This window comes from Actinoplanes sp. NPDC051633, from assembly GCF_040681735.1.
Classification (GTDB): Bacteria; Actinomycetota; Actinomycetes; order Mycobacteriales; family Micromonosporaceae; genus Actinoplanes.
The window spans coordinates 1-4,413 of sequence record NZ_JBFAZH010000663.1; the positions used below are offsets into that span (position 1 = coordinate 1).

The 4,413-nt window shown below is 69.7% G+C and carries 5 protein-coding genes; 2 read left to right on the plus strand and 3 right to left on the minus strand.

Annotated features, from left to right (window positions below; genetic code table 11):
• Positions 1 to 86: 86 nt before the first annotated feature.
• Entirely contained in the window at positions 87 to 1,088 is a 1,002-nt protein-coding gene (locus AB0M20_RS29165) for a hypothetical protein (RefSeq protein WP_364303519.1), read from the plus strand.
• Positions 1,089 to 1,095: 7 nt separating this feature from the next.
• Here the strand turns inward: AB0M20_RS29165 and AB0M20_RS29170 are convergent, their stop codons facing one another.
• Positions 1,096 to 1,965 carry an SDR family oxidoreductase gene (locus AB0M20_RS29170; protein ID WP_364303520.1) on the minus strand — a complete coding sequence of 290 codons (870 nt, stop codon included), beginning with the start codon at positions 1,963 to 1,965 and terminating at the stop codon, positions 1,096 to 1,098.
• A 78-nt stretch (positions 1,966 to 2,043) separates the two neighbouring features.
• On the opposite strand from AB0M20_RS29170, the gene AB0M20_RS29175 reads away from it, so the two are divergent.
• Positions 2,044 to 2,601: a TetR family transcriptional regulator gene (locus AB0M20_RS29175; RefSeq protein WP_364303521.1), complete on the plus strand. Its 558-nt coding sequence runs from the start codon at positions 2,044 to 2,046 to the stop codon at positions 2,599 to 2,601.
• 78 nt (positions 2,602 to 2,679) lie between these two features.
• On the opposite strand, the gene AB0M20_RS29180 is transcribed toward AB0M20_RS29175, so the two are convergent.
• Both AB0M20_RS29180 and AB0M20_RS29185 read right to left on the minus strand, forming a co-directional pair.
• Entirely contained in the window at positions 2,680 to 3,579 is a 900-nt protein-coding gene (locus AB0M20_RS29180; RefSeq protein WP_364303522.1) for a carbohydrate ABC transporter permease, read from the minus strand.
• Position 3,580: 1 nt separating this feature from the next.
• On the minus strand, positions 3,581 to 4,411 hold the full coding sequence (locus tag AB0M20_RS29185; RefSeq protein ID WP_364303523.1) for a sugar ABC transporter permease: 831 nt from the start codon (positions 4,409 to 4,411) through the stop codon (positions 3,581 to 3,583).
• Positions 4,412 to 4,413 lie beyond the last annotated feature (2 nt).

The following is a 4,413-nucleotide window of genomic DNA, read 5'->3' on the forward strand; positions in this document are numbered from 1 at the left end:
CGGCCGGGCTGTGGCGGCAGGAGCAGTAGATCCTCTCCCCCGACCCCGCCCGCGGGCAGTTCAACCAGAAGGGCATCCGCAACGTCGTGATCCGCGGCGCCGGGATGTGGTATTCGCAGCTCTACACCAACACGCAGCCGCAGAACGTGGTGGGCAACATCAACCACCCGCACGAGGGCAACGTCGGCTTCGACATCGATGACAACACCCAGATCTCCGACATCGGCATCTTCGGGATGACGACGAACCGGGCCAACCGCGGGCACGGGCTCAACGGCCGGTTCGGCAAGAACACGAAGATCAGCAACGTGTGGATCGAGCACGTCAACGTCGGCGCCTGGGTCGGCCGGGACTACTCGGACACGCCCGCGTACTGGAACCCGGGCGACGGCCTGGAGTTCACCGGGATGCGGATCCGCGACACGTACGCCGACGGCGTCAACTTCTCCAACGGCACGCGCAACTCGCGGGTCTTCAACTCGTCGTTCCGGACCACCGGCGACGACTCACTGGCGGTCTGGGCCAACCCGTACGTCAAGGACCAGAACGTGGACATCGCCCACGACAACCGTTTCTCCAACAACACGATCCTGCTGCCGTGGCGGGCGAACGGCGCGGCGATCTACGGCGGGTACGGCAACGTGATCGAGAACAACCTGATCGCGGACACCGCCAACTACCCGGGCATCATGCTGGCGACCGACCACAGCCCGCTGCCGTTCTCGGGCACCACCACGGTCTCGGGCAACGGGCTGTTCCGCACCGGCGGGGCGTTCTGGAACGAGGATCAGGAGTTCGGCGCGATCACGTTGTTCCCGTCGACCAAGGACATCGTCGGCGTCACCATCCGGGACACCGAGATCTCCGACTCGACGTACGACGGGATCCAGTTCAAGACCGGCGGCGGCAACATGCCGAACGTCGCCATCACGAACGTCCGGATCGACAAGTCGAACAACGGCGCCGGGATCCTGGCGATGAGTGGGGCGAGAGGCAATGCCACGTTGTCCAACGTGACCATCACCAACTCTCGCGACGGCGACATCGAGCGGGAGCCCGGCACCCAGTTCACGATCACCGGGCAGTGATCGCGGCTCAGCCGGCGAAATAGTGGCCCTCGTCCAGGTCGGCGATCAAGCCGGCCCGGACGGGGGTCCAGCCGTACCGCCGCCGCGTGAGCTCGCTCGAGGCCGGCGCGTCCATCCCGAAGAAGCGGCCCAGCCAGCCGAAGTGCTCGGCGGGGCGCTGCTCGACCGGCACGCCGAGGCCGCGGCCGATCGCCTCGGCGATCAGCCTGGTCGGCACGCCCTCCTCGGCGACCGCGTGCAGGACCGAACCCGGCCCGGCCTGCTCGACGGCCAGCCGGACCAGCACCGCGGCGTCGTCGCGGTGCACGGCCGGCCAGCGGCCCTCGTTGATCCAGCCGGAGACGCCAACTTTCCGGGCGATGTCGACCAGCGCGGCCACGAACCCGTGGTCGCCCTCGCCGTGCACGGTCGGCGCGAACCGCACGACCATCGACCGCACCCCACGCTCGGCGAGATCCAGTGTCGCCCGGGCGTTGGCCACGCGGGGGTGCGACGCAGGGTCGGCCACGGTCTGCTCGGTCGCGGGCCCGTCATTGCTCAGGCCCGCCACGCCCGACGCGATCAGGAACGGCGCCCCGCCGTCGGTGACCTCACCCATCGCGGTGATCGCGGCCAGGTCGGTCTGCGCCGCGGCCTCCATCCGCGAGAAGTCGTGGTTGTAGCCGAGGTGCACGACGCCGTCGGCGGCCGCCGCGCCCTCCTTGAGGCTGCCGAGGTCGTCCAGGTCGCCGCGCAGCACCTCGGCGCCGGACGCGGCCACCCGGTCGGCTGACGCGCCGGAGCGGGCCAGGCCGAGCACCTCGTGGCCGTTGGCCAGTAGCTCCCGCACGACGCCGGTGCCGATCCAGCCCGATGCGCCGGTCACGAAGATCTTCATCTCGTCCTCCATGTCACTCGATGACATCACTACGCTAACACGCCGATGTCACCATGTGACATGACTAGAATCACGGACGTGGCGAGATGGGAAGGCGACGCGGCCGGCCGGCTGCGCGAGGCGGCGATGGAGCTGTACGCGTCGCGCGGCTTCGAGCAGACGACGGTGGCCGAGATCGCGGCGCGGGCCGGGGTGACCGCGCGGACGTTCTTCCGGCACTTCGCCGACAAGCGCGAGGTGCTCTTCGCCGGGTCGGAAACGCTGCAGGAGACGATGGTCTCGGCCCTGGCCGGGGCGACGGGCGGTCCGATGGACGCGGTCGGTGCGGCCCTGGACGCCTGCACGCCGTTCCTGGGGCGCGACCATGCCTACTCCCGGCGCCGCCAGGCGGTGATCAGCGCGAACGCCGAGCTGCGCGAGCGCGAGCTGATCAAGATGGAGCGGTTGTCGGCAGCACTGGCCGAGGGCCTGCGGCAGCGGGGCGTCCCCGAGCCGGACGCGAGCCTGGCCGCGCAGGCCGGCATCGGGGTCTTCCACATCGCCTTCGCCCGCTGGGTGGAGGCGGAGACCGACACCGGCCTGGCCGCCCAGATGCGGGATGCCTTCACCCGGATGCGCGCGCTCGCTCAGCCCTGACGGTCCCCGGGCGCGGACGCGGCCTGGCCCACCCCCGCACCGGGGTGGGCCAGGTGTGCGCCGCGGCTACGGGGGCGGTTACTTGCTGAAGCCCGCCGTCAGGCCGCTCAGCAGCTGGCGCCGGCCCACCGCGTAGAGGATCAGGATCGGCAGCGTGGTCAGGACCACCGACGCGAGCACGGCCGGGACGTTCACGCCGTACAAGCCCTGGAAGGTCCACAACGCCAGCGGCAGCGTGCGCTGGTCCGGGCTCTGGGTCAGGACCAGCGGCAGCAGGAATGCGTTCCACACCTGCAGGCCGTTGTAGATCGCCACCGTCGTCAGCGCCGGCCGGGTCAGCGGGAACGCCAGGTGCCACAGCGTTCCCCACTCGGTCGCGCCGTCGAGCCGCATCGACTCGAAGAGCTCGTTCGGCACGTCGCGGATGAAGTTGGCCAGGATCAGCACGGTCAGCGGGATCGCGAACGCCACCGACGGCATGATGATCGCCGTCAGGGTGTCGTACATCTTCATCTTGATGATGATCAGGTAGACCGGGATGATCGTGGCCTGCAGCGGGATCGCCAGGCCCATCAGGAACAGCGAGTTGGTCCAGCGCAGGAAGCGGCTGCGGCCGCGGGCCCGGATGATCGCGTACGCGGCCATGAAGGAGAACAGCACGGCCGGCACCACCGTGCCCACCGCGACGACGACGGTGTTGGCGAAGTAGCGCAGGAAGCCCGACTCGACCACCAGGCGGTAGTTCTCGAGCGTCGGGTCCGGCGGCGGGACCATCGGGTTGGTCGCGTAATAGTTGCTCTGCGTCTTGAGGCTGGTGATCACGATCCAGTAGATCGGGACCATCACCACGAGCAGCCAGACCCAGGACGCCGAGCCGCCGAGCCAGTTGAGCCCCTGCCACCGGCTGCGGCGGGCGCGCCGCACCGGCGGGGCCTCGCGCGTGGACTGAGACGGCGGTGTGCCCACCACGGTCGCCATCTCAGGCTCCTTCCAGTTGGCTGGCGGTCGCCGAGCCGCCGCCCAGGCGCTGGAGCAGCAGGGCCAGGCCGAGGCCGACCAGCACCAGGATGACCGCGATCGCGCTGGCCGGTCCCATCAGGTTGCCACGGAACCCGGTGATGTACATGTCCAGCGCCAGCACCCGGGTGGCGTCGCCGGGGCCGCCCGCCGTGAGCACGAAGATCAGGTCGAAGAAGGTCAGCGAGCCCACGGTGATCAGCGTCGACGAGGTGATGATCGTGTTCCTGAGCTGCGGCAGCGTGATGCTGAAGAAGGACCGGACCCGGCCGGCCCCGTCGATCTGCGCGGCCTCGTACAGCGTGGTCGGGATCTGCCGCACGCCGCCCTGGTAGATGAGCGAGTGGAACGGGATGAACTGCCAGGAGATCACGAACACCACCACGCCCAGGGCGAGCCCGGGCCGGCCCAGCCAGTCCTGCACCAGCGCGTCGATGCCCACGCCGGCGCCGAGCCCGAAGTTCGGGTCCAGCAGCGCCTTGTAGGCGATCGCGATGGCCGCCGAGCTGAGCAGCAGCGGCACGAAGAAGATCACGGCGAGCAGACCGCGGTAGCGCTGCTGGCCGGCCAGGAACGTGCCGAGCAGAATGCTGAGCGGGGTCTGGAAGACCCACGACAACGCCATGATCAGGAAGGTCACCCAGAGCGCGTGCGGGAGGCCGGGGTTGGAGAGCACGGCGCGCCAGGAGTCCAGTCCGGACGGCACGATCCGGCCGATGCCGTCCCAGGTGGTGAAGCTGAGCAGGACGACGCCGATCAGCGGCAGGACGCCGAAGGCCAGGAAGGCGATCAGGG

Bases quoted from the DNA above. Each gene is read 5' to 3' on its own strand.
- AB0M20_RS29170 (WP_364303520.1), bottom strand. From the start codon at position 1,965: ATGAAGATCTTCGTGACCGGCGCATCGGGCTGGATCGGCACCGGCGTC.
- AB0M20_RS29180 (WP_364303522.1), bottom strand. From the start codon at position 3,579: ATGGCGACCGTGGTGGGCACACCGCCGTCTCAGTCCACGCGCGAGGCC.